At 64.0% G+C, this 22052-nt stretch carries 19 protein-coding genes and 3 pseudogenes; 6 read left to right on the top strand and 16 right to left on the bottom strand.

Annotation, left to right across the window (positions count from 1 at the left end; genetic code table 11):
* Positions 1 to 58 precede the first annotated feature (58 nt).
* The 12 genes and pseudogenes from arsK to AC0L18_RS12645 all read right to left on the bottom strand — a co-directional run bounded on the left by arsK (position 59) and on the right by AC0L18_RS12645 (position 9269).
* Positions 59 to 1291, bottom strand: coding sequence for an arsenite efflux MFS transporter ArsK (gene arsK, locus AC0L18_RS12590; protein WP_473492509.1), 1233 nt, complete (start codon positions 1289 to 1291; stop codon positions 59 to 61).
* Positions 1288 to 2721, bottom strand: coding sequence for an NAD(P)-binding domain-containing protein (locus AC0L18_RS12595; RefSeq protein ID WP_473492510.1), 1434 nt, complete (start codon positions 2719 to 2721; stop codon positions 1288 to 1290). The genes arsK and AC0L18_RS12595 overlap by 4 nt, the downstream gene beginning before the upstream one ends.
* 49 nt (positions 2722 to 2770) lie before the next feature.
* On the bottom strand, positions 2771 to 3091 hold the full coding sequence (locus AC0L18_RS12600; protein WP_023800502.1) for an ArsR/SmtB family transcription factor: 321 nt from the start codon (positions 3089 to 3091) through the stop codon (positions 2771 to 2773).
* A 114-nt stretch (positions 3092 to 3205) separates the two neighbouring features.
* Positions 3206 to 3877, bottom strand: a pseudogene (gene arsH, locus AC0L18_RS12605) (arsenical resistance protein ArsH).
* 4 nt (positions 3878 to 3881) lie between these two features.
* Positions 3882 to 4303: pseudogene (gene arsC / locus AC0L18_RS12610) on the bottom strand (arsenate reductase (glutaredoxin)).
* Positions 4300 to 4989, bottom strand: coding sequence for an aquaporin (locus AC0L18_RS12615; RefSeq protein ID WP_473492635.1), 690 nt, complete (start codon positions 4987 to 4989; stop codon positions 4300 to 4302). Before AC0L18_RS12615 ends, arsC begins: the two are co-directional and overlap by 4 nt.
* A 4-nt stretch (positions 4990 to 4993) precedes the next feature.
* A pseudogene (locus tag AC0L18_RS12620) lies at positions 4994 to 5499 on the bottom strand (arsenate reductase ArsC).
* A gap of 14 nt (positions 5500 to 5513) precedes the next feature.
* Positions 5514 to 5846, bottom strand: coding sequence for an ArsR/SmtB family transcription factor (locus tag AC0L18_RS12625; RefSeq protein WP_077380823.1), 333 nt, complete (start codon positions 5844 to 5846; stop codon positions 5514 to 5516).
* 164 nt (positions 5847 to 6010) lie between these two features.
* Positions 6011 to 6982, bottom strand: coding sequence for an energy transducer TonB (locus AC0L18_RS12630; RefSeq protein ID WP_473492512.1), 972 nt, complete (start codon positions 6980 to 6982; stop codon positions 6011 to 6013).
* On the bottom strand, positions 6982 to 7440 hold the full coding sequence (gene exbD / locus AC0L18_RS12635) for a TonB system transport protein ExbD (protein ID WP_292190422.1): 459 nt from the start codon (positions 7438 to 7440) through the stop codon (positions 6982 to 6984). Before exbD ends, AC0L18_RS12630 begins: the two co-directional genes overlap by 1 nt.
* A gap of 15 nt (positions 7441 to 7455) precedes the next feature.
* A complete protein-coding gene (gene exbB / locus AC0L18_RS12640) occupies positions 7456 to 8415 on the bottom strand; it encodes a tonB-system energizer ExbB (protein WP_473492514.1) in 960 nt (319 codons plus the stop codon).
* A 29-nt stretch (positions 8416 to 8444) separates the two neighbouring features.
* Complete coding sequence (locus tag AC0L18_RS12645; RefSeq protein ID WP_473492516.1) at positions 8445 to 9269, bottom strand: ATP-binding cassette domain-containing protein; 825 nt, start codon at positions 9267 to 9269, stop codon at positions 8445 to 8447.
* A 199-nt stretch (positions 9270 to 9468) separates the two neighbouring features.
* On the opposite strand from AC0L18_RS12645, the gene AC0L18_RS12650 reads away from it, so the two are divergent.
* From AC0L18_RS12650 to fhuB, 3 genes are read left to right on the top strand one after another with little or no spacing between them, the layout of a single operon-like run.
* A complete protein-coding gene (locus AC0L18_RS12650) occupies positions 9469 to 11643 on the top strand; it encodes a TonB-dependent siderophore receptor (RefSeq protein ID WP_473492518.1) in 2175 nt (724 codons plus the stop codon).
* A gap of 7 nt (positions 11644 to 11650) precedes the next feature.
* Positions 11651 to 12532, top strand: coding sequence for an ABC transporter substrate-binding protein (locus AC0L18_RS12655; RefSeq protein WP_473492520.1), 882 nt, complete (start codon positions 11651 to 11653; stop codon positions 12530 to 12532).
* A gap of 5 nt (positions 12533 to 12537) precedes the next feature.
* Entirely contained in the window at positions 12538 to 14535 is a 1998-nt protein-coding gene (gene fhuB / locus AC0L18_RS12660) for a Fe(3+)-hydroxamate ABC transporter permease FhuB (RefSeq protein ID WP_473492522.1), read from the top strand.
* A 52-nt stretch (positions 14536 to 14587) separates the two neighbouring features.
* Here fhuB and AC0L18_RS12665 read toward each other — a convergent pair whose 3' ends face one another.
* The 3 genes from AC0L18_RS12665 to AC0L18_RS12675 form a co-directional block, all read right to left on the bottom strand.
* Complete coding sequence (locus AC0L18_RS12665; RefSeq protein ID WP_473492524.1) at positions 14588 to 15532, bottom strand: LLM class flavin-dependent oxidoreductase; 945 nt, start codon at positions 15530 to 15532, stop codon at positions 14588 to 14590.
* Positions 15533 to 15665: 133 nt separating this feature from the next.
* Entirely contained in the window at positions 15666 to 15821 is a 156-nt protein-coding gene (locus AC0L18_RS12670; RefSeq protein ID WP_091592315.1) for a hypothetical protein, read from the bottom strand.
* Positions 15822 to 16022: 201 nt separating this feature from the next.
* On the bottom strand, positions 16023 to 16415 hold the full coding sequence (locus AC0L18_RS12675; RefSeq protein ID WP_473492526.1) for a hypothetical protein: 393 nt from the start codon (positions 16413 to 16415) through the stop codon (positions 16023 to 16025).
* A gap of 269 nt (positions 16416 to 16684) precedes the next feature.
* On the opposite strand from AC0L18_RS12675, the gene AC0L18_RS12680 reads away from it, so the two are divergent.
* Positions 16685 to 18835: a DUF294 nucleotidyltransferase-like domain-containing protein gene (locus AC0L18_RS12680; protein ID WP_473492528.1), complete on the top strand. Its 2151-nt coding sequence runs from the start codon at positions 16685 to 16687 to the stop codon at positions 18833 to 18835.
* Between the two features lie 6 nt (positions 18836 to 18841).
* Here the strand turns inward: AC0L18_RS12680 and AC0L18_RS12685 are convergent, their stop codons facing one another.
* The gene (locus tag AC0L18_RS12685) at positions 18842 to 19474 is read right to left on the bottom strand and encodes a hypothetical protein (protein WP_473492530.1); all 633 of its coding nucleotides are present in this window, start codon (positions 19472 to 19474) and stop codon (positions 18842 to 18844) included.
* Between the two features lie 302 nt (positions 19475 to 19776).
* Between AC0L18_RS12685 and AC0L18_RS12690 the strand changes: the two genes are divergently transcribed.
* Entirely contained in the window at positions 19777 to 20031 is a 255-nt protein-coding gene (locus AC0L18_RS12690; protein WP_473492532.1) for a DUF4212 domain-containing protein, read from the top strand.
* A 14-nt stretch (positions 20032 to 20045) separates the two neighbouring features.
* The gene (locus tag AC0L18_RS12695; RefSeq protein WP_473492534.1) at positions 20046 to 22034 is read left to right on the top strand and encodes a sodium:solute symporter family protein; all 1989 of its coding nucleotides are present in this window, start codon (positions 20046 to 20048) and stop codon (positions 22032 to 22034) included.
* The last annotated feature ends 18 nt before the right edge of the window (positions 22035 to 22052 follow it).

Here is a 22052-nt window from a genome sequence, read left to right on the forward strand (position 1 = left end):
GTCGAGCGCCGATGGCCGGCGGTTTCGGGTTGCGCACAGCTCGACGCTGCGCGCGGTGTCAGTTCGCTGATGGAAGCATCACTGGCGCAAGAGGCTGGCGTCTGATCAGGATGATGGCCGAAAAGGCCAGAATGCCGAGCATGCCGACCGCAGCGGTCAGCCAGAGCGAGGATTGGACGCCGATGCCTGCCATCGCCATGGCCAGGGCAAACGGCGCAAGCGCTGACGAGAATTGCCGCGCGGCCGTCACCCAGCCGAGCCGGGCGCCGTAGCGCTCCCGTCCGAACAGTTCCAGCGGCAGCGTGCCACCGACGATGCTGGCAAGGCCCGAGCCCAATCCAAACAGGATGACGAAGGCGATGGCGCCGGCCACCGACTGTGTCGTCACCAGCAGGACGACAAGGCCGAGCGGCAACAATGTCGCGCCGATGACCGCGAGCCAGGTCTGCGCCAGCCGGCCGCCGAACAGCATGTTGATCAGCCGGCTTGCCACCTGGGACGGGCCGAAAAGCGTGGTGACGACAAGCCCGGCGGAGCCAAGCCCGAGCGCCGCCGTCAGCGGCACCATGTGAACGAGGATCGAGGACAGCACAAAACCCTCGATCGCGAAGCCGCCAAGCATGAGCAGAAACACTCTGCTGCGGTCGCGCGCGGTGAAGGCAACCGGCCCGCCCGCCGGCCCAATGGCCGCAGGTGTCGCCGAAGCGTTTTTGTCCACCCGACGCGACAGTCGTGCCAGCCAGGCATGGATGGGCAAGCAGATGGCGACGTTGATGCCGGCAAAGACCAGATAGACCTCGCGCCAGCTCAGGTATTCGTGAAGTGCGGCCGTCAGCGGCCAGAACAGGGTGGAGGCGAAGCCGGCGATCAGCGTCAGATGGGTGATGCTGCGCTGCGCCCTGGCGCCGCCGATCTGGACGATGGCGACGAAAGCGGCGCTGTAGAGCACGAAAGCGGACGCCAGTTCCATGACCATCAAGGCCAGCACGAAGCTCACCCGGCCGGGTGCTATCGCGCAAGCGATAAGCGCTGCTGCGGCCGCAAGCGAACCAAAGGTCATCACCCGGCCGGCGCCGAAACGATCGGCCCAGCGCCCGGCTGTCGGCGCAAACAGGCCACCCGCCAGCAGCGACGCCGACAGGGCGCCGAAAACCCATTGTTCCGGCCAGGCGAACTCGAGCGCGATCGACGGCACCAGGATACTAAAACTGTAATAGAGCGTGCCGTAGCCGATGATCTGCGTCAGCCCCAACGCCCAGAGTGCGGCAGCCGGGATTTTCCGGTCGCTCATGGAGCGGCGATCTCAAGATCGCCGCTGCGCACTGCTGCGATCGCTTGCGTGCTGCCACAGCCGCACCCAGACTTGCCGCTCGCCTTTGCCTTGGCATCGTCGACGCAACAGGCATCGACAGCAGCCGGCACGGGTCCGCCGCAGCAACCTTGGGACGACGCGCCTGAAAGTGACACCGGCACCGTGCAGACGCCGGTTTTGGGCAACACCAGCTGCACGGCATCGGCGGCAGCCATGTCGCCGGCGAGCGCCGCGGCGACCGAGCGGACCTGCTCATAGCCGGTCAGCAGCAGGAACGTCGGCGCCCGGCCATAGCTTTTGACGCCGACCGTGTAGAAATTGGGCTCGGGGTGGCTGAGCTCGCGATGGCCATGCGGCGGGACGTCGCCGCAGGAATGCTCATTGGGATCGATGAGCGGTCCCAGCGCCTTGACGCCTTCGAGCCACGGATCGAGGTCCAGCCGGAGCTCGCGGGTCAAGACGAGATCGGGGCGCTGCCCCGTCGCGGCGATGATCCGGTCGACGGGTCCGAGCGTGCGCAACCCATCCTTTGTCCGGCCTTCGACAGCGAGACGGCAGTCGACCTCACGGATGGCAACAATGGCAAAGCCGGTCACCAGCCGCACGCGGCCGCTCTCAGCGAGTTGCCGTACATCGGAGCCAAGTTCGCCGCGCGCCGGCAGGGCGTCGGCATCGCCGCCGCCGTAGATGCGGACAAGGTCGGTGCTGCGCGTCACCCATAGTGCCGAGGTGCCCGGCCCGGTTTGCGCAAGCCTGTCCAGTTCCAGCAAGGCATTGGCAGCGGAATGGCCGGCGCCGACCACCAATGTCGTGCGACCTGCATAGAGATGACGGTCGCGGCCGAGAACATTTGGGATGCCGTAGGCGATGCGGTCGCCAAATTCCCTCTCACCTTCGGCCGGCAAGCCACCCGCACCGAGCGGGTTCGGCGTCTGCCAGGTGCCGGATGCATCGATCACGGCACGGGCGCTGTCCCGGCGCGTGCCTTCCGCCGTTTCGACCACAAGCATGAACGGCCGCGTCTCCCGCGACTTGCTCAGAACCTTGTCGGCTCCCCAGCGGGAAATGGCGACAACACGGGCACTGGTCTCGATCGACGGCGCCAGTTCGGAAAGCTTTGCCAGCGGCGCGAGGTACTGGTCGACAATTTCATCGGCGGTGGGGAACGCCTCCGGCTCCGGCATTTGCCAGCCGTGGCTCTCGAGAAGTTTTCGGGCGACCGCATCGACGCAATAGCGCCATGGCGTGAAAACCCGCACATGGCCCCAATCCCGAAGGTTCGAGCCGACAGAAGAACCAGCCTCGTAAACCCTAACCGGAAGGCCACGGCTGACCAGTTGGGCGGCCGCCGCCAGGCCAACAGGTCCGCCGCCAATGATAGCGATCGGGAGATCGTTTTCAGAAACCATGACACACCTTCTATGTTTCTAGGATTATAGAAATACCAGTCAAAAAGAGTTATGCAGCCGCCTCACCGACAGCCGGCCCGCATGCGGCATCGGCACAACATTCATCGGCAAGAAAGCCAAGGAGATCGTTCATCACAGGGTAATTGGCACGGCAAATCAGCGTCGTTGCCTGGCGTTCCTGGGTGACCAGGCCGGTCAGGATGAGCCGGTGGAGATGATGCGACAGCGTCGACGCAGCGATGCCGAGGGCTTCTTGGAGATAACCGACCGGTCTCCCGGTTTCGCCTGCCCGCACCAGCGTGCGATAAAGATTGAGCCGCGTCGGGTTGCCGAGCGCCTCGAGCTGTTTGGCTGCTTGTTCGAGTTTCATAGAAATATGCTAGCGCCGAAACAGCGCCGCGTCAATACTATTTCGAAAATTATCGAATTAGCAGACGCCTCAAATCGACCGCTGGTTGACCCGCTTGGCGACCGCTTCGGCGCTTTAAACGCGCTCGGAATAACGGTCCGTGAGATAGGCGGATCGATCACGCAAAAGCAGCGTGAACTTCATCAGCTCCTCCATCACGTCGACGATCCTGTTATAGTACGACGACGGCTTCATGCGGCCGGCCTCGTCGAACTCGTTGAAAGCCTTGGCTACCGACGACTGGTTGGGGATGGTGACCATCCGCATCCAGCGGCCGAGGATACGAAGCTGGTTGACGGCGTTGAAACTCTGCGAGCCGCCAGACACCTGCATCACCGCCAGCGTGCGGCCCTGCGTCGTCCTGACGCCGCCGGCCGAGAGCGGCAGCCAGTCGATCTGAGCCTACATCACTCCCGTCATTGAGCCATGCCGCTCCGGCGAGCACCAGACCTGCGCTTCCGACCAGATCGACAGGTCTCGCAGCTCCTGGACTTTGGCGTGGTCGGCCGAGGTCGAATCCGGCAGCGGCAGGCCGGCGGGATTGTAGATGCGCACCTCGGCGCCCAGGCGGCGCAAAATGCGAGCCGCCTCCTCCGTCGCAAACCGCGAATAGGACCGCTCGCGCAGCGAGCCGTAGAGCATCAGCACGCGAGGTTTTTGGATCGACCGCGGCACGTCGAGCAGCGCCTGCAGGTCGATCGGCCGGAACAGGTCTTCGTCGACGTTCGGCAACGAGTCTTCAGGCATTTGGTCAGGCAACGCGCTTGCCCTGCGCGTCGATGACAACGTCGCCGTCTTCCTTGGCGAACGGCCCGATCTCAGGATTGGGCAGGTGTCGAGAACCGCTTCGGACGGCCGAGCAAGCATGGTGCCAAGCGGCGTCACCACGATCGGCCGGTTGATCAGGATCGGATGCGCCAGCATGAAATCGATGATCTCGTCGTCGGTCCATTTGGGGTCGCCGAGATTGAGCTCGGCGTACGGCGTGCCCTTCTCGCGCAGCAATTGGCGCGGCGTCATCCCCATCGCCGCGATCAGCTCGACCAGCCGTTCACGCGACGGCGGGTTTTTCAGATACTCGATCACCTCAGGCTCTTCGCCGGACTGCCGGATGATGGCGAGCGTGTTGCGCGAGGTGCCGCAGTCGGGGTTGTGGTAGATGGTGATGGTCATTTCGCGGCTCTCATCTGTCTGGTTGGTTTGGGCTCAGCGAGCAGCCATCCTGCCAACGCCATGGCAAGCAGCGCGCCCAGCAGCTCGGCGACGAGGAACGCCGGCAGGTCAACTGGACGGATGCCCGCGAAGGTGTTTGACACCGCCCGGGCAATGGCGACTGCCGGATTGGCGAACGAGGTCGAGGCCGTGAACCAATAGGCCGCGGTGATGTAGAGCCCGACCAGCCATGGAATGGCATCCGAACGGAAGCGAAGACCGGCGAGAATGGTGAAGACCAGGCCGAAGGCGGCCACCAGTTCCGCAATCCATTGTCCGTTTCCGGTCCGCACGGTTTGCGAGATCTGGAGAATCGGCAGTTCGAACATCGCGTGCGCCAGCAGCGTTCCGGCGATGCCGCCGGCAATCTGGGCGATCACATAGGCCAGTGCAGCGTTCGCTTCGATTTCCCGCCGCAGCGCAAAAACCAGCGTCACCGCCGGATTGAAATGCGCCCCGGAAATCGGTCCGAGTATGGTGATCAGCACCACCAAAATCGCTCCAGTCGGCAGCGTGTTGCCGAGCAGGGAGAGACCCACATCGTCCGTCAGACGATCCGCCATGATGCCGGAGCCGACGACCGTCGCGACCAGCATTGCCGTGCCGAGCGCTTCCGCGACGATGCGGCGGGACAGGTCAGCCGCCATGATGTCAGCCGGCCTTCGGCAGATCGCGGCCGATTTCATCGAGCCGTTTCTGCAGGGCGAGCTTGTCGATCGAGTTCATCGGCAGGCTGACGAAGATCGAGATCCGGTTGTTGAGCATGCGATAGGCTTCGGCAAAGGCCAGATGCTTTTCGGCGTCGGTGCCGTCCACGGCGGCCGGGTCGGGCACGCCCCAATGCGCGGTCATCGGCTGTCCCGGCCAGACCGGGCAGGCTTCATTGGCCGCGTTGTCGCAGACGGTGAAAACGAAATTCATCTCGGGGGCGCCAGGAGCCGCAAATTCCTGCCAGTCTTTCGAGCGGGCGAAGGACGTGTCGTGGTTGAGGGTTTTCAAAAGCTGGAGCGCGTAGGGATGGACCTCTCCCTTCGGGCGCGATCCGGCCGAATAGGCCCTGAACTTGCCGGCGCCGACACGGTTGAGGATCGCTTCGGCAAGATCGACCGTGCCGAATTGCCGGTGCACAGGAAAAGCACGTTGTATGGGTCATTCATGGGTGGTCCTCCTTCTAGCAGTTGCAAGTCACGGCCTGAATGACCGGCTGGCAGAGCTCCGGCGCGCCGTTGCAGCAATCCTCCATGAGATAGGCAAGCAGATCGCGAAAGCCGGTCATGTCCGCGACGTAGCGGATCGTCCGGCCGTCGCGCTCGGCGCGGACCAGGCCGGCATGGTCGAGGACCTTCAGATGCGCCGACATGGTGTTCTGCACCGCACCGAGGCGCGCGGCGATCTCGCCGGCTGGCACACCGTCCGCGCCCGCCCGCACCAGCAGGCGAAACACTTCGAGCCTGGTGTCCTGGCCAAGCGCTGCCAATGCGAGAAGAGCGGTGTTCTTATCCATGTATCCTAGAATCCGGAATTATCGATGTATATGGCGGGTATGTGACAGTCAGATGACAATTGGCACTCGAAAATCGTCGCCGAATGCACAGTACAATAGCGCGCAATCTGCAAACACGACGTAGAAATTGGAAAGCGGCAAATGGCTCTCGGCCGGCGGGCGAATTACCGCAGGTCGAACCTCAACGGCACATTGACACGCGAGCTAACGCCTTCTGGCGGCGCCGGCACTGTAGCGCCCTGCAGCAGGTCGAGTACACCGCGGTCGAGATCAGGGTCGCCGGACGAACCGGTGATGCGAACGGACGTCACTCGACCGGAGCCGGCCACCATGAAGGAGACCCTCACAGTTCCTTCCGAACGGCGGGCTTTCGCGGCCTTCGGATAGCGCTTGTGCCGATTGAGCCACCTTGTCAGTTGCGAGTTCCACTTCTTGGCGTCCCCGCGTCTCGCAGCCGTTGCTTTGGCCGATTTCGGGGCGGCCGCCCTGGCTGCGGATGTCGCAGCGACACTGGCCGTCGTCCGCGGCGGTGTGGCCTTTTCCTTTTTCGGACGCTTTTTGGCTTCTTTGACCGGCTTCTTCGCCTTGACCTCAGCCGGCTCCTTTACCTCAGTCTTTGCCTGTTTCTTTGGCTTGGTCTCGACGGGTTTGTCGACCGGTTTCGGCTGCGGCAGCGGAACGACCACTTCCGGCGTGACGGCTTCGGCAATTTCGGGCACGACCTCCTCGAGCGGCGGCTGGTCGACCCGTTCGGCCACCGTCGGCGGGGTCGGCTCGACCGTGTCGGCCGGAGCGGCCTCCGATGGCTCGGTGACCGGCTCGGCCTGCTCGACGGGCGGTTCGGTCGGAGGCTCTGTTTCGGCCGTCTCGGGCTCCTCGGCCGGGTCCGGCTGATCGGGCGCTATCTCATCCGATCCCGGAGCCGGCTCGGCCGGCGTGAGCGCCATCGGCGACAGCTCGATCACCTGCGCCTGCGGCGGCCCGCCATCGGGCTCGGCCGGGCGCCAGCTCTGCATTGCATAGCCGACCGCGGCATGCGCCATCAGGACCAGCGCAGCCGCGCCCGCCCACCAGGCGATCTCGCGCGCGCCGAAGCGCCGCTGATCGGCCATCGGCAGGGCGGCCGCCGGCGACATTATTGGCCGGTTCCGACTTGCGGCGCCGCGGCATCGCCTGGCGCCGCCTCAAGGCCGACCAGCGCGATCTTCAGATAACCGGCGCCGCGCAAAAGGTTCATCACCTCCATCAGCTCGCCATAGCCAACCGCCTTGTCGGCGCGCAGGAAGATGCGCGTCTGCCTGTCGCCTTTTGTCCTGCCGACCAGCGCGGCGGCGAAGGCTGCGCGCGGCACGCTGTCGTTGCCGATCGCCAGGCTGAGATCGTTCTTCAGCGTCAGGAACAGCGGCGTCTCCGGTCGAGGCGCAGGCGTTGCGGTCGAGCCCGGCAGGTCGACATTGACATCCACGGTCGCCAGCGGCGCCGCGACCATGAAGATGATCAGCAGAACCAGGATCACGTCGATGAACGGCGTGACGTTGATCTCGTGATTTTCCTCGAGATCGCCGTCAATGTTCTCTCGAATTCTAGCCGCCATGGCGTCGCTCCGTGTTCATTCCGCGGCCATCTGCTTTGCCGGCGCGACCGTGCGGAAATCCAAATCCCGGCTGACCAGCCGCTCGACCCCTGCCGACGCATCGGCAAGGATCTGCCTGTAGCCGGCTATCGATCGCGCGAAGACGTTGTAGATGACCACCGCCGGGATCGCCGCGACAAGGCCCATCGCCGTGGCCAGCAAGGCTTCCGCAATGCCCGGGGCAACGACGGCGAGGTTGGTGGTCTGCGCCTGCGAGATGCCGATGAAGGCGTTCATGATGCCCCAGACGGTGCCGAACAGGCCGACGAAGGGCGCGGTCGAGCCGATTGTCGCCAGCACGCCGGTGCCGCGCGACATGCGCCGCGCCGCCGCCGCCTCGATGCGCGACAGGCGCGAGGTGACCCGTTCCTTCAGCCCTTCGCCGGACACATGGTCGAGCGAGCCGGCCGAAAGCGCGGTTTCTTCCTCGGCTGCCCGCACCAGCAGGGCGCCAGGACCGTTATTATGGCCAAGCGCGCGCCCGGCCTGGTTCAACGTCGCGGCATTGCCGATCGCTTGAGCCGCGCGGCGGGCGCGCAGCTTGCCGCCAAGGATCTCCAGCGATTTGGCCAGCCATATCGTCCAGGTGACGAAGGACGCAAAAGCCAACCCGATCATCACCGCTTTCACGACGATGTCGGCCGCCATGAACATGCCCCATGGCGAGAGGTCACGCGGCAGGGTCAGGGACGTTGCCGTCGAAGGGCCAGTCTCGGTAGGCGTTGTCTCGATAGGTGTTGTTACGCCGGGCTGCGTCGCCGGTGACGCGGCGGCGTCTGGCGCAGCCTGCCCAGGCACTGGAGCCGGCACCTCGATCGCCGGGGCCGCGCCCGGTTGCTCCTGGGCGGCTGCCTCCGGTTGCTCCTGGGCGGCTGCGCCGCCGGCCGACAGGATGGCGGATGCGAGCAACGCCGCGAACAAACCATGTCTGGACAAGGGCTTCTTCCTTATTCTCAAGAGTGGCCTCATTGCACATAGCCGATGGGCTGGCCGGTGACGGGGTGCGCAAACACGCCCATCTCGACACCGAAAATTCCTTTGAGCACGTCGCCCTGCATGATCTGGTCCGGCGTGCCGCGCGTCAGCAGCCTGCCGTCCTTCAGCGCGATCAATTCGTCGCAGTAGCGCGCCGCCATGTTGGGATCGTGCAGCACGACGACGACGCACAGGTCGCGCCTGCGGCTGAGGTCCCTGACCAGCCCCAGCACCTCGACCTGATGGGCGATGTCGAGCGCCGAGATCGGCTCGTCGAGCAGCATGACGCCGGCATTCTGCGCCACCAGCATCGCCAGCCATGCGCGCTGGCGCTCGCCGCCTGACAATTCGTCGACCAGCCGGTCGGTGAAGTCAGCCATGTTGGTCAGGACTAGCGCCTCCTCGACATGGCGCCTGTCCTCATGCCCGAAACGGCCGAGCGCGCCATGCCAGGGATAGCGGCCGAGCGTCGCCAGTTCGCGCACGGTCAGGCCGGTCGCCGCCGGCGTCGTCTGCGGCAGATAGGCGAGCGCGCGCGCCAGTTCACGCGCGCCCCACTGCACCAGCGGCCGCTGCGCGAAGGTTATGCCGCCCGAGCTTGCCGGCTGCTGGCGCGCCAGCAGCTTGATCAGCGTCGACTTGCCCGAGCCGTTGTGCCCGATCAGCCCATAGACGCGCGAGCGTTGCAACTCGAGTGTGACCGGACCAAGCAGCGTCCGCTCGCCGACAGCGAACCGCACCGCTTCGACATGAAAGGCAGTCTGGGCATGAATTCCCGCCACGGTCTCGGCCTTCCTCCAGCTTTGCGCGCGCATTTCGAAATCCGGTTTTCGGCAATCCGGTTTGCGGGCGCCGATGTCCGGTTGACTATGAAACATGAGTTTACTAGTCAACAATGAAGATGCCTTTTTGAGTCAACAAAATGTCGTGACGCGCCGGATTTGCGTCGAAACACGAAATGTGGGGCGCGCCGAGATGGTCGTTGGTTCAGGTCGCGGAAGAACTCAAAGCGAAGTGACTGCGCGCCGAAACCTGCTGATCGCGGCGATGTCGCTGCCGGTGCTGCTTGGCGGCGGTCACGCCGTCGCGCAGGAGGCGACCACCACTCTCGATCCGATCAACATTCAGGAACGCGTCGAAAGCGCCTTTGGAACCGTCGACGGTTATGTCGCCATCCAGGGCTCCACCGCTACCAAGACCGACACACCGCTGATCGAGACGCCGCAGTCGATATCGGTCATCACCAAAGACCAGATGGAAGCGCAGGCGGTGGACAGCCTGAACAGCGCGCTGCGGTATACGCCAGGCGCAACCGGCAATCTCTACGGCACCGACAATCGTGGCCACGGCTTGCAGATGCGCGGCATTTCGAACTCCAGCGGCGTCTTCTACAAGGACGGGCTGCAGCTCAAGGAAAGCAATTTCACGCTGTTCACAGCGCTCGATTCCTACGGCGCCGAACGCTACGAAATCCTGCACGGGCCGGCATCGGTTCTCTACGGCCAGGCAAGTCCTGGCGGCATCATCAACTATGTCAGCAAGCGCCCGACCGAGGAGACCCTCCGCGAGGTCGAGCTCGGCGCCGGAAGCTTCGACCGCTATGAAGGAAAGTTCGACTTCAGCGGGGCTGTCAACGCCGACAAGTCGCTGCTGTTCCGCCTCACCGGTGCCGCCCACACCGGCGATGCGCAGACTGATTTCGTCGAGGACGAACGCATCTTCATCGCGCCGGCGCTGACCTGGCAGCCCGATGCCGATACCAGCCTGACCATCCTCGCCAACTATCAGCGCGACCGGTCCGGCTGGGCGATGCAGTATCTGCCGGCATACGGCACGATCAGGCCGGGCAGGGACGGAAAATACCTGCCGAACAGCATGTTCGTCGGCGAACCGGGCTTCGACACCTACGACAACGACCAGGCGTCGATCGGTTACGAGTTGGATCACCGCTTCAACGAGACGTGGCAGGTTCGCCAGCATGCCCGCTACGTCTATCTGAAGCACTATGAGGAAGGCGTCTTCGGCGGCGGGCTTCTGAATGATGAGGGCGACTATTCCCGCTATGCCGATGCCGGCGGCAGCAAGCTCAGCGGCGTGACCATCGACAACCAGGCGCAGGCCGATTTCGACACCGGGCCGCTCGCCCACACGCTGCTTCTCGGCTTCGACTATAAGCGCTACACCTACCGCGACTATGCCGCCAGCAACGATATGACCGACGATGATTTCAACATATTCGACCCGGCCTATGGCTACCCGGTCGGCGAAATGACGCCCTATACCGACACCGACACCACTCAGTCGCAGGTCGGCCTCTACGCGCAGGACCAGATCAAGCTGGGCAACTGGCGACTGACGCTGGGCGGCCGCCAAGACTGGGCCGACGCGAAAGTCCACGACAATCTGGCCGGCGCTTTCGGTCCCCGCCAGAAGGACGACGCCTTCACCAGCCGCGCTGGTCTGCTTTATCTCGCCGACAATGGCCTTGCCCCTTATGTCAGCTATTCCGAATCGTTCCAGCCGGTGTCCGGCCCCGACAGCAACGGCAATCCGCTCGTGCCCGAAACCGGCAAGCAGTACGAGGTCGGGCTGAAATACCAGCCGGTCGGCTGGAACGCCTTCGTCACCGTTTCGGCGTTCGACCTGGCCCGGCAGAATGTCGTACGTTATGGCGGTGTTGGCGCGCCCAACGACATCTTCCAGACCGGCGAGATCAGGTCGCGCGGCATCGAGCTGGAAGCTGTTGCCAGCCTCGATTCAGGCTTCGATTTCCGGGCGGCCTATACCTATCTCGACACCGAGATCACCAGGGCCACCTCGATCACCGTCGATGACGATAGTGGCGAGACAATCAGCGATGAGGACAACACCTCATTCGGCGTGCCGGAGCATGCGGCCTCGCTGTGGGCGAATTACACCGTCGGCAGCGGCAAATTGGAAGGCTTCGGGCTCGGCGCCGGCATCCGCTATGTCGGCTCGACTTGCGGCGACGACGCCAACACTTTCAAAGTGCCGGCAGTCACGCTTGTCGATGCCGCACTCCACTACGAATGGAGGAACGCCGAGCTGAACCTCAATGTCAGCAATCTGTTCGACAAGCGCTATGTCGCCTCCTGCTACGCGGAAAGCTTCGGCTGCTTTTATGGCGAGGGTCGCCGGATCAACGGCTCGGTGAAGTACACATGGTGACCCGCGCATGCAGGCCCGGACCCAATTGGCGCCACTGACGCGGCGCCGGTGCCTGGCCGGCCTGGCCGCGACGAGCCTCGGCCTGCGCGGCGACCCGGCGCATGCCGCTCCGCCGCCGCGCGTCGCCTGCCTCGAATGGACTTCGGCCGAGATGGTCATCTCGCTCGGGATCGGCCCGGTGGCGGTCGCCGACTCAAAAGGTTACCGCGACTGGGTCGCGGGACCGGCTCTTCCTGCCGGCTGCCTCGATCTCGGCTCGCGCGGCGAGCCCAATCTCGAACTGCTCCTCGAACTCAAGCCCGATCTTATCACCGGCGCCTATGGCTATGGGCTGGACGAAGCTCCGTTCAGGCGGATCGCGCCGCTGCATACGGTGCCCTTCTACGATGGCACCGAAGCGCCTTATCGCCAGGCCGAGAATGAGACGCTGAAACTTGGCTCACAGCTCGGCCGCGAGGCTGAGGCTCTGCGCCTTGTCCAGGAAACGGCGGCGGCAATCGCCCAGATCAGGGCACAGTTTTCAGGGCGGGCAGACCAGCCGCTCGCGGTGGTCAGCATGTTCGACGATCGTCACGTCCGTGTCTACGGCAAGGGCAGTCTGTTCCAGGACGTGCTCGACAGGTTGAGCCTCACCAACGCCTGGACGGCGCCGACCGATAGCTGGGGCTTTTCCATGCTGGGCATCGAAGAGCTGGTTGCGATCGGCGAGGCCCGCGTGATTTCGCTCGATCCGATCCCGCCGCATGTGAAGATCAGGATCGACCAGAGCAGCCTCTGGGCGAACCTTCCCTGCGTCAAAGCCGGCAACGTCAGGACAATCCCGCCGGTATGGCCGTTTGGCGGGCTAGCCGCCGCTACCCGTTTTGCGACGTTTTTGGCCCGGGCATGACCATCATGCAGTCTACGGCCGGCCATCGTGCTCGTTTCAAGGCAGGGATGCTCGTCGCCCTCGTCGGCGTGCCGGCGATGCTCGCCGCCTATCTCACCGCTGCCGGGCTTTTGCGCCTGTTACCCGCCGACATGTGGTGGCAGTCGCTCGGGGCGACCGACTTTGCCGATCCGCGGCAGCTGCTTTACCGGCATGCCTTCCTGCCGCGTCTGGCGATCAGTCTGCTGGCCGGCGCGGCGCTCGGCCTGACCGGCACGCTGCTCCAGCAGGTGCTGCGCAATCCGCTCGCCGAGCCGACGACCATCGGCACCAATGCAGGCGCCACCGTCGCCCTGACGATCGCCACGCTCTACGCGCCGTGGCTGTTGGAGCAAGGTCGCGAATGGATGGCGCTCGCCGGCGGCGCCCTGTCGACGCTGGCGGTTTTGGCTCTGGCCCGGGGCCGGAGTTTCTCGCCGGTCGCGATCATCATTTCCGGCCTGGTGGTCAGCCTCACATGCAGTTCTGCGAGCGCCCTGCTGATGGCGGCCAACCGCGAATATTCCGAGGAACTCTTCATCTGGCAGAGCGGTTCGCTGATCCAGAACGGCGATGCCGTAGTGCTCGGGTTCGCGCCATGGCTGGCGATGGCCGGCATTGCCGCCTTCCTTCTGCTCCGGCCGCTGCGGCTTCTCGACCTCAGCGACGAGGGAGCCGAAAGCTTCGGAACGAATCCCGCGGTGACACGGCTGGCCGGGATGACCGTCGCCGTCGGGCTGAGCAGCATGGTGGTCGCAGCCGTCGACGTCATCAGCTTCGTGGCGCTTGCGGCGCCGGCGCTGGTCAGGCTCGCCGGCGCACGGACCCTGCGCCAGCGCATGATCTGGGCGCCGCTTGCGGGCGCCATGCTGTTGTGGCTGACCGACCGGCTGGTGCAGGTCCTGCCGTTTGCCTCCGAAATCCCGGCAGGCGTGGCGACTGCTTTCCTCGGTGCGCCGCTGCTGTTTCTTCTCCTGCCGAAATTGCGCACCAGCCCGGACCGGGACGGCGCCATGCTGTCTTCCGTGCGCAGGCGCAGCGGGTGGCCCTGTCTGCTGCTCGGGCTCATCGCGATGGCGCTTCTTCTCTGCGCCGCGCTTGTTGTCGGGCGAGGCGCGGCCGGCTGGCACGTCGCCTCGGCCGCCGAACTTGCCGACCTGCTGCCGCTCAGGGCGCCTCGCATCGTCGTCGCGGTTTGCGCTGGTATGATGCTGGGCGTGGTCGGCACGCTGATGCAGCGGATGACCGGCAATCCGATGGCGGCGCCCGAGGTGCTGGGTATCTCAGGCGGCGCCTCGCTAGGCATCCTGCTGCTCTTCGTCGCGACTTCTGATGTCAACCGTCCGGCGATGATCGCCGCCGGTCTCGTCGGGGCGCTGGTCAGCCTGGCGATGGTTTCGCCGACCGGCCGCCAGCAGCCTCTCGCGCCTGATCGGTTGCTGCTTTCCGGGGTCGCCGTGGCGACGATGGCGTCGGCATTCTCGGCGGTGATGCTCGCCAGCGGCGATCCTCGGCTCGATACGCTGATCGGCTGGCTGTCCGGCTCCACCTACCGGGCCACCGCCGCCGATGCCACAATCGCCGCCGTGGCGGCGACTGCTCTGCTCGCCATCGTGCCCCTCACCATCCGCTGGCTGGAAATCCTGCCGCTTGGAGAAGCCGCCTCGCGCGGGCTCGGGCTTAGCCTGTTTCGCGTGCAGGTCGTGCTCCTGGTGCTTATCTCGGTGCCGACGACAATAGCCACGCTGGTCATCGGGCCGCTGAGCTTCGTCGGATTGATGGCGCCGCACCTGGCCCGCATGCTCGGTCTTCAACGCGCCTTGCCGCAGCTTTTCGCTTCCGCGATGCTTGGCGGGATGATGCTTGTCTCGGCCGACTGGGCCGGCCGGATGCTGATTTTCCCGTGGCAGATTCCGGCGGGTTTGCTTGCTGCCCTGGTTGGCGGGCCTTACTTCATGGTGCTGATGTGGAAAGGCCGGCAATGAGCGGCCCCGCCACGCGCTTCGGGTTGGCGACCACAAAGCGCATAGCACGCGCTCAGCCGGCGCGTGCTTCGCGGATCACGCGAGGCGCAAACGCGCCGGGCTGAGGGACATCGGCCTCGCGGCGCGTCAGCGAATTGCGCAGCAGCGCGATCACCTCGCGGCCCGCCGCCGCGATGCCGCCCGGCCTGTCGACACCGACGATCATGAACTCCTCGATTCCCAGGGCAGCATAAGGAAGCAGGGAAAGCGCGACTTGTGCCGGCGGCTCTACAAATTCGACCGCCTTCTGGCCGGAAGCGTTGCCCTCCGAACGGATCCGGACGGGGAGCGCGAAACGCAGCTTGCCGGCCCGACCGTGTTCGGCGGCGGCATTGCGCACCCGCTCCATCAGTTGCCGGATCTCGTCGAGCGAACCCGGCGTCAGCTCGAAGACATCGGCATGCCGCCCGGCGACCCTGAGCGCCGTTCCGGACCGTCCGCCCATGCGGATGCTCACCCCGGCGCTACGCGGCCCCTTGCGCGGCACATAGCCGCCGCTGACGCTGTAGAAGGCACCTTCATGGTCGAACGGCCTGTCGTTCGACCACAACCGTTTCAGCAGCACCAGATATTCATCGATGCGCTGCCAGACAACCGTATGACCGACCGGGCGTGTTTCGGCATCGTCGTCGTTCAGCGGCTCGCTGAGCATCCTGAGCGACAACCGACCGCCGCTTTTCGCGTCGAGCGCCGCCAATTGCCGTGCCGCCACCGTCGGCTCGATCACACCAGCCCAATGCGTGAGAACGATCTCGAGCGAAGAAGTGCGGTCCAGCGCCCGGGCGGCAATATCCATATTGGCCAGCAGCCCGGCCGGATCGTCGACGACGATTTTCTGGAAACCGATGTCCTCGATCAGCGACAGCTTTGTCGCTGTTTCCACGAAATCGTAGAAAAACGGCGCGGTTGGGTCGGCCGGGTGAGTTTTACCGGGAACATGCGTGAACTCGATCGGCATTGCCATCTCCTCCATCACGTTGGGGCAAGGGGCGCGATAAAGCGCACCGGGACTCGGTTCATTCAACTCCGATATCGCGAAACGGCAGACAGTTATCCCTTTAGTCAGGCCCGATGACTCGCGGGCTCCATAGTCAGGGAACAAAACCCAGAACGACCGCCCCGGTGAACACGAACGCAAGGGCAAAGACGAGATAGGCAAAGGCGCCCGCATAGGCCGGCCGCCAAGTCTGCTCGGAACCGAGCCTTTGGCCTTTGCGGGCAGTGTGGGCGTTCTGGAAATAGGACATATCGGCCTCCGTCTCGGCAGTTAATCTATTAATTCAGTAGACTTTGTCGATTGCTATTTTCCAGCGATCCTTAGAATGTTTTTCTCCAACCTGAGGACAATTTGGTTTGTTTGCTGCTTAGCGCGGCACTTTCCGAGGCCGATCGGCCCGATGGCAAAACGCCCGGTCGTGCGGGCGGGCAGGGATGGGCGGAGCGGCCGCCTAGTTGGCGGGCGGCCTGTAAGCTTCCAGGCCGAACAGCATCAGCACGAGCGACACCAGGAAGAACCCGACCGCGACGCCGAGCGCGATCCGGGCGTAGAGTCTATAAACGTCGCCCGTGATGGTGCCGAACACCCGTCGTGCCGAGGCATCGGCTGGGCGCGATTTCTCGTCGAGGTAGAGCCAGACTTCGGTGTGCTTGGGATTTTTGAAGGCTGCGGTCGTGGCTTTCCACATCAGCGCCAGAACCATGGTCAGCGTGAGGAACGCGCCGGAGCGAAATGCAGACACCGGGTTGAAGGAGAATCCGACCATGACACAGCCAATGGCAAGCGAGCCGAACATGACGGCGCGCCCGATGCACCCCACGGCAACCCGCCTGATCTCATCCATCGGCGCCCTCGGCAGCAAGCTCGCCGACAATGTGCGAGCGCTGCGACCGTATCAAATCACTTTAAGGCGAATGTGCCGCCTGGACGTGCAGGCGCGCAACTCCCCGGCGCAACATTGCGAACGCCATAGCCTGACTTCGGCCATCGACGCGGCCCGCCGGCGCGCTCTATGTTGCATGGCAAGCCGGATCGAACCTTTTCGCACCGACAGGTGCTGTCTCGGACAGGCGCTGTCTCGGCGAGACATCCGGCAGAGGAAGGCTATCGGCTATGCCGCAGGAGACGGAATTGAAGCCGGCGAGCGGCGCGACACCGCTGATAGCAATTGCGGCTGCCGCCGTCGACACCGAAACAACCGGGCCCGACGCCACCAAGGCGCGCGTGGTCCAGATTGGCGCGATCGGCATCGCGCATGGCAAGGTCGTCCGGGAAACTCAGCTCGATCTCCTCATCGATCCCGGTGAAGCAATCCCGTCCGAGGCTTCGCTCGTCCACGGCATCACCGATGCCGATGTTGACGGAGCCGGCAGCTTCCCGGATGCATGGGCACAATTCCAGGAGTTCGTCGGCGACCGCATCCTCGTCGGCCATTCGATCGGCTTTGACCTCGCGGTATTGGAGCGCGAATGCCGACGCGCCCGCTTGCCCTGGAAAAAGCCTCGGGCGCTGTGCGTCCGGCTTCTTGCAACCATAGCAAATCCCAATCTGGCAGACCATTCGCTGGAAACGATCGCCGGATGGCTTCGCCTGGAGATAACCGGCCGGCATTCGGCTCTGGGCGATGCGATTGCGGCCGGAGACATTTTTGCCGCGTTGATTCCGGAGTTGCGCAAGCGCAACATCCGAACACTTGGAGAGGCCGAGGTTGCCTGCCTTGCCCTTTCGGACGCTCTCGAAGCCGGCCATCGCGCGGGCTGGGCCGAGCCGGTGTCGCGACCCCAGGCTCCCGCGTTTCAGCCGGTTGATCCCTATGCCTATCGCCATCGCGTCGGCAGCCTCATGAGCAGCCCGCCAATTGTGGTGAAGTCGACCAAACCGACAAGGCAGGTCATCGACCTCATGGTCAAGCGCAAGATCAGCTCGGTCCTCGTGTCCGAGCGTGGAACGCCGGATCAAGCGATCGAGGCGTATGGCATCGTTACCGAGCGTGACCTGCTGCGCCGCATGTCGTCCGACGCCGAGTTGGCTTTTGACATGCCGGTCGGAAACATCGCAACGCGACCGCTGATAAGCATCCGCGCCGCCGCCTTCGCTTACCGGGCGATCGGCCGCATGGATCGGCTGAATGTCCGCCACCTCGCCGTCCGCGACGACGGTGGCATGCTGGTCGGCGTGCTTTCGGCGCGCGACCTGTTGAGGCTCCGCGCCGCCGCTGCCATCGATCTCGACGACACCATCGAACATGCCAGGGATGCTGCCGAACTGGCGGCCAGTTGGTCGATGCTGCCGGGCGTGGTACGTTCGCTCCTCGGCGAAGCAATCGACCCGCGCGTGGTGGCGGAAATCATCAGCGACGAACTTTGCTCGCTTACCCGCCGCGCCGCCGTGCTTGCCGAACAGCAGATGCAGATCGAAGGCCACGGCCCGCCGCCCTGCGCCTACGCCGTGCTCGTGCTCGGCTCAGGCGGCCGTGGCGAAAGCCTGATGGCCCCCGACCAGGACAACGCAATCGTCTTTGCAGATGGCGAGCCGGATGGGCCCGAAGATCGCTGGTTCAAGAATCTCGGGGCCAGGCTCGCCGACATGCTCGACATCTCAGGCGTGCCGTATTGCAAAGGCGGGGTAATGGCCTCGAATGCCGCATTCCGCGGTAGCCTCTCCAGCTGGAAGGGGCGCGTCGAGGATTGGGTTCGCCGCCTGCGGCCTGAGGACCTGCTCAACGTCGATATCGTCTACGACCTGCGACCGGTGCATGGCGACACGACGCTGGCCGCGCAATTCGTCGAATATGCGTATGACCGCGCCCACGCCGAGCCGGTGTTCGCGAAGCTGCTCGGCGAGCAGATGACGACCGGCAGTCCCTTCACTGTCTTTGGCGGCTTTCAGCTTGAAAATGGCCGGCTGGACATCAAGAAGCATGGCCTTTTTCCAATCGTCGCGACCGCACGCACGCTTGCAATTCGCCACGGCATCCGCGAGCGGAGCACCCGTGCCCGGCTCGAGCAACTGATCGCCCTGGATATTGGCGGGGAGCCCGACATGAAGGCGATGCTGGCCGGCCACGCCATGCTGGTCGGCTTGCTGCTCGCTCAGCAGACGCATGACATCTACGCCGGTATACCGGTATCCAACCGCGCCGAGATCAATGCGCTGTCGCGCGATCAGCAGGCACAGCTCAAGACACTCATCAAGCGCCTTCAGTCGGCACCCGATCTGGTGCGGGACCTGATGTTCGCATCGCCGGCGACGCTCGGACAGTAAACAAACTCAGCTGCGCGCGGCGCCAAGCAGTTGGTCGACGAGGGCGCTGCGGTCGGCCTGCACCAGGAAATCCTCATGCGCGCGCAGCAGATTCATTCTCAGGAAGTTGAAGATATAGTCGTAATCGTTGGTCAGCAGATTGGGGTGGATCGGGACCATCTCGAAAACCGTTCGCGCCAGCGGCTCGGGGATCTCGCGCACCGGCCGCTGTGGGCCGATCTGGGTGGCGGCGAGGCGCTGACGGGTGAGCTCGGCGGCGTCCTCCCAGAAAGTGGGGGGCGAGCCCGCCGGAACGGCATATTTGGAGAAGCTTGTTAAGGCGACTTTTTCCAGCGCCGCTGGCAGGCCCCGCTGGCGCAAGCCGGCGGGTTCGCGCAGCGCACCCTCCACCATTTCCGCCACCATGGCGTAACACGCAGGGTAGGCGCGCCAGCGTGAATGGTTGAGCGCCGCCTGGAATTCCTTCTCGCTGAACAGCTTCTGCCAGTAGACCCCTGCCCTGACCCGGCAGAACTCGACGATGCTCTTCTGGGCCAGGAAGGCGGCGCGCGAATCCATGAAGTCAGCCAGTTCATCGACGCTGACGATCGGCTGCGGCTTGCGCAGGAACTCGGGCAACAGATCGTTCAGCAGGCCCATGGCGTTCTCCCTTCGGTCTTGTTTCCAACCGATATTGACCGTGTAGCCCCCGCGACGCCGCACGGCCAGCCCTCTTACCGATTCAAGTCCTCCCACCGATTCTCCAGTCCTCTCACCGATTCTAAAGTCGTATGAACAGGCGCGACAAGAAGTGATACTCATACAAAGTTACGGTCGGCTGATTCTATACCTGGCCGCGACCTATGCCGGAGGGCTTCCGCGTCAGCGGAAGAGGCAAGCTTTAAACGGCGCCTTGCGGTCGAGACGGTTCGCAAGCTGCCAACCAAGGGAGGGTTCAAGCTATGGCGACGCCAGACCGCGTAAGTTATTGGAACAAGACCAAGAGCCTCATGTTCGTCATGCTCGGCCTCTGGGTGTTCTTCGGTTACGTCATCCACATGTTCGTGGAGCAACTCAACAGCATCGTCATTTTTGGTTTTCCGCTCGGCTTCTACATGGCCGCTCAGGGCTCGCTCATCGCCTTCGTCGTCATGCTGTTCTGGTTCGCACGGCGCCAGAACGCGATCGACGAAGAGCATCATGTCAATGAAGAATGATCGGGGGAACTTCAATGGCTAACACGACAGCGACTACAGCAGGCGGAGGCGACTTCACCTCCAATCTCGGTCGTATCTACGGCATTTACACCGGCGGCTTCATCGCTTTCATCATCCTGATGGCGATCATCAGCGCGATGGGCGTCCCGAACAGAATCATCGGCTATCTGTTCGTGGCGTTCACGATCACAATATATGCCGTCATCGGCATTCTCAGCCGCACCATGCAGGTCGGCGAGTACTACGTGGCGGGGCGCAGGGTCCCGGCGATCTACAATGGCATGGCAACCGGCGCTGACTGGATGTCAGGCGCGTCCTTCGTCGGCATGGCCGGCACGCTCTATCTGCTCGGCTATGACGGCCTCGCCTTCGTGCTGGGCTGGACCGGCGGCTACGTGCTCGTGGCCATCCTTGTTGCGCCCTATCTGCGCAAATTCGGAGCCTATACGGTTCCCGACTTCCTGTCGGCGCGCTATGGCGGCAATCTGGCACGCTTTATCGGCGTGATCGTGCTGTTCTCCTGCTCTTTCACTTATGTGGTAGCGCAGATCTACGCGACCGGCATCATCTCGGCACGCTTTCTCGGCCTCGACTTCAACGTAGCAGTCTATGTCGGCCTTGCCGGCATCCTGGTCTGCTCAATGCTGGGCGGCATGCGCGCCGTCACGTGGACGCAGGTCGCACAGTACATCGTGCTCATCATCGCCTATCTCATCCCAGCCATCTGGATGTCCACCGTGAAAACCGGCGTGCCCATCCCGCAATTGATGCAGGGACAGGCACTCGCAAACATCACCGCGCTTGAAACGGCGCAGGGCATCACGGTGCATCACATCACGCCGTTCGTGCATGGCGGCTACAACGCGCTCAACTACTTCCTGCTTATTGTCTGCCTGATGGTCGGAACGGCATCCCTGCCGCACGTCCTGATGCGATACTTCACCACCCCGTCGGTGCGTGAAGCGCGCGTCTCGGTCGCCTGGTCGCTGTTGTTCATCTTCATCCTCTACTTCACGGCGCCGGCCTATGCGGCGTTCGCCAAATGGACGATGCTCGACCTGGTGGCATCGGGCCTGACGCCCGAGAACATCAGTGAGAAAGCCGGATGGATGATGCGCTGGGCGGCAGCCGACGGCACGCTCGTACAAATCTGCGGCAAGGCTGCCACTGACGCAGCAGCAATTGCAGCGGCCTGCGCCGAAAAGGGCGTGACAGCACTTTCATTTGCCGACATCAACCTCAACGCCGACATGATCGTGCTGGCCACGCCGGAAATGGCCGGTATGCCTTACGTCATCTCGGGCCTCGTCGCCGCTGGCGGCCTTGCTGCCGCGCTATCGACTGCGGATGGCCTGCTGCTGGCCATCGCCAACGCGCTCAGCCACGACATTTACTACAAGATGATCGACCAGAATGCTCCGACCGCCCGCCGTCTGGTGGTGTCGCGTATTTTGCTCGTGCTCGTGGCCATCGCCGCCGCCTACGTGGCGTCGACCAAGCCGGGCGACATCCTCGCCATGGTGTCTTGGGCATTCTCGCTTGCCGCCGCGGGCCTGTTCCCTGCGCTGGTGCTCGGCGTTTGGTGGAAGCGCACGAACTCTGCCGGCGCCGTTGCAGGCATGATCGCCGGTTTTGGCATCTGCCTGTATTATTTGCTCGGTACCCGCTACGGCGCGGTAGGATTTTACGAGACGTGGAGTGGCCTGTCCGCGGCACCGGCTGACGCCGTTGCAAAATATGCGGAGCTGAAGGCGGCTTGGGCTTCTGCTGCTCCGGACGCACAGGCCGCTGCATGGGCGGCACTCGACAAGCATGCCCAGACCATCGCCAACTGGTGGGGCGTCAAGAACCTGTCGGCAGCCGCGTTCGGCCTGCCTGTCGGCTTCCTGATCATGATCGTTGTCTCCAGGCTGACCAGGGAACCATCTTTGGCAATGCAGGAGTTCATCGAGGAACTGCGTGTGCCGCGTGGCAAGCAGATGATGGAAGAAAAGACTGCCTGATCGCGCATAGCGATCGGC

This window comes from Mesorhizobium sp. WSM4819, from assembly GCF_055811215.1.

Excerpts from the sequence above, each read along its gene's own strand:
- AC0L18_RS12600 (WP_023800502.1), bottom strand. The coding sequence starts at position 3,091 with ATGAAACTCGAACAAGCAGCCAAACAGCTCGAGGCGCTCGGCAACCCG.
- AC0L18_RS12630 (WP_473492512.1), bottom strand. The coding sequence starts at position 6,982 with ATGTCGCCGGCGGCCGCCCTGCCGATGGCCGATCAGCGGCGCTTCGGC.
- AC0L18_RS12685 (WP_473492530.1), bottom strand. The coding sequence starts at position 19,474 with ATGGGCCTGCTGAACGATCTGTTGCCCGAGTTCCTGCGCAAGCCGCAG.
- AC0L18_RS12665 (WP_473492524.1), bottom strand. The coding sequence starts at position 15,532 with ATGCCGATCGAGTTCACGCATGTTCCCGGTAAAACTCACCCGGCCGAC.
- AC0L18_RS12625 (WP_077380823.1), bottom strand. The coding sequence starts at position 5,846 with ATGGATAAGAACACCGCTCTTCTCGCATTGGCAGCGCTTGGCCAGGAC.
- AC0L18_RS12680 (WP_473492528.1), top strand. The coding sequence starts at position 16,685 with ATGCCGCAGGAGACGGAATTGAAGCCGGCGAGCGGCGCGACACCGCTG.
- arsK (WP_473492509.1), bottom strand. The coding sequence starts at position 1,291 with ATGAGCGACCGGAAAATCCCGGCTGCCGCACTCTGGGCGTTGGGGCTG.
- AC0L18_RS12690 (WP_473492532.1), top strand. The coding sequence starts at position 19,777 with ATGGCGACGCCAGACCGCGTAAGTTATTGGAACAAGACCAAGAGCCTC.
- fhuB (WP_473492522.1), top strand. The coding sequence starts at position 12,538 with ATGCAGTCTACGGCCGGCCATCGTGCTCGTTTCAAGGCAGGGATGCTC.
- AC0L18_RS12670 (WP_091592315.1), bottom strand. The coding sequence starts at position 15,821 with ATGTCCTATTTCCAGAACGCCCACACTGCCCGCAAAGGCCAAAGGCTC.
- AC0L18_RS12595 (WP_473492510.1), bottom strand. The coding sequence starts at position 2,721 with ATGGTTTCTGAAAACGATCTCCCGATCGCTATCATTGGCGGCGGACCT.
- exbD (WP_292190422.1), bottom strand. The coding sequence starts at position 7,440 with ATGGCGGCTAGAATTCGAGAGAACATTGACGGCGATCTCGAGGAAAAT.
- AC0L18_RS12695 (WP_473492534.1), top strand. The coding sequence starts at position 20,046 with ATGGCTAACACGACAGCGACTACAGCAGGCGGAGGCGACTTCACCTCC.
- AC0L18_RS12615 (WP_473492635.1), bottom strand. The coding sequence starts at position 4,989 with ATGGCGGCTGACCTGTCCCGCCGCATCGTCGCGGAAGCGCTCGGCACG.
- AC0L18_RS12675 (WP_473492526.1), bottom strand. The coding sequence starts at position 16,415 with ATGGATGAGATCAGGCGGGTTGCCGTGGGGTGCATCGGGCGCGCCGTC.
- AC0L18_RS12645 (WP_473492516.1), bottom strand. The coding sequence starts at position 9,269 with ATGCGCGCGCAAAGCTGGAGGAAGGCCGAGACCGTGGCGGGAATTCAT.
- AC0L18_RS12655 (WP_473492520.1), top strand. The coding sequence starts at position 11,651 with ATGCAGGCCCGGACCCAATTGGCGCCACTGACGCGGCGCCGGTGCCTG.